This is a genomic window from Bacteroides reticulotermitis JCM 10512 (assembly GCF_000517545.1).
GTDB classification, from domain to species: domain Bacteria; phylum Bacteroidota; class Bacteroidia; order Bacteroidales; family Bacteroidaceae; genus Bacteroides; species Bacteroides reticulotermitis.
On record NZ_BAIV01000084.1, the window covers coordinates 1 to 1,278 of the forward strand.

The 1,278-nt window shown below is 52.0% G+C and carries 2 protein-coding genes; both read right to left on the reverse strand.

What is annotated here, in order from left to right:
• Positions 1-114 precede the first annotated feature (114 nt).
• Positions 115-573 carry an N-acetylmuramoyl-L-alanine amidase gene (locus JCM10512_RS21020; protein ID WP_044165921.1) on the reverse strand — a complete coding sequence of 153 codons (459 nt, stop codon included), beginning with the start codon at positions 571-573 and terminating at the stop codon, positions 115-117.
• A gap of 26 nt (positions 574-599) precedes the next feature.
• Complete coding sequence (locus tag JCM10512_RS21025) at positions 600-1,058, reverse strand: HU family DNA-binding protein (protein ID WP_044165925.1); 459 nt, start codon at positions 1,056-1,058, stop codon at positions 600-602.
• Between the last annotated feature and the right edge of the window lie 220 nt (positions 1,059-1,278).

Genomic DNA, 1,278 nt, shown 5'->3' on the forward strand with positions numbered 1-1,278 from the left:
CTGCCATAACTTTATACACCTCCTTTCGAGCGTTTTAAATGTTGATTGTTTCCTGAATTCTTCTTAACCTTATGCCGTCGCCCGGGGGATGGCTTCTGTTGAAAACTGATGCTTTTAGGTAGTGGACGGGGTGCCGAACTCCGCCTGCACATCGAAGCAGGGGCAGGCCTTGATCCACTCTTCCGGTTCTACTTCTCCATTCCGGTTGAGGTCGGGTGAGAGATCGCGATGTCCGCACACTCGGCTGCCGGGAAATTGAGTGAGTAGTTGGCCGACCAGTAGCCGGAGAGAGGTGCGCTGTTCCGGCGTCCGGGTGTCTGCCGGGCGTCCCCCGCAGTCCAGTCCGCCTTCGTAGCAGATGCCGATGCTGTTGCTGTTCCACCCCCGGGCGTGTGCACCGATGCGTTCGATGGGGCGTGTGAGGTGCACCGTTCCATCCTTGCGGATGTAGTAGTGATAGCCTATCCCTTTGAATCCACGCCGCCGGTGCATCGTCTCCAGATCGTCCGGTGTGAGGGTGCGATCTGCCCGTGTGGCGGAGCAATGGATAACGATTTGGTTAATCTTCCTCATGGCATTTTCTCCTCTACGGTTGTTGGTCAGATGGTTGGGTCGGGTGCTTCTCCGCCACCGTCGCCGGGGTCCTCGGGATCTTCTTTCTCTCCTTCTTGTTTGAACTTGCTGTACGTCAGCGTTTTCATGGCGTCCTTGATCTCTTTTCCGGGACGGAAACGGACACGTGCGCCTTTGATGATTCCCTCTTTTACATCTTTGAGGATGAGTGTGCCTGAACTTCGCAGGGTGACGAAGAATGATCCCAGATCGCCCAGACGGACTACCTCGCCCTTTCGGAAACTCTCGATCATCTCCGTTTGGAGGGCGCGCAGCACGCACAATACGTCTGCCCAGTTGACGGTACACGAACGCTGGATGCGTTCTGCCAATTCGTTGATGTCTACTTCGCCGTTGCGTTTGGCAAGCGCGTAGTACAAATCGGGTTTTTCTTTCTCCAACATATTCCGACGGAGTACGCTGGTAAATGGAAATACTTTTGCCATAACTTTTTTACTTTTTGATTGATTGTTTTTAAACTTATTCTTTAGGCCGGAAGTGGTTCCTTGCTTCTGACACTACAAAGATACGGCAGGGCTGAGGGGGGATGTCCTTCTTTGTCCGATGATGTCGGTTAATGTACTTTTTTGTCTGTTAATGTCCGTTTTTGACGTGTTTTCCGGTGGTTTTATTTGACAGAATCGTCTTTTATTCGTATATTTAGCC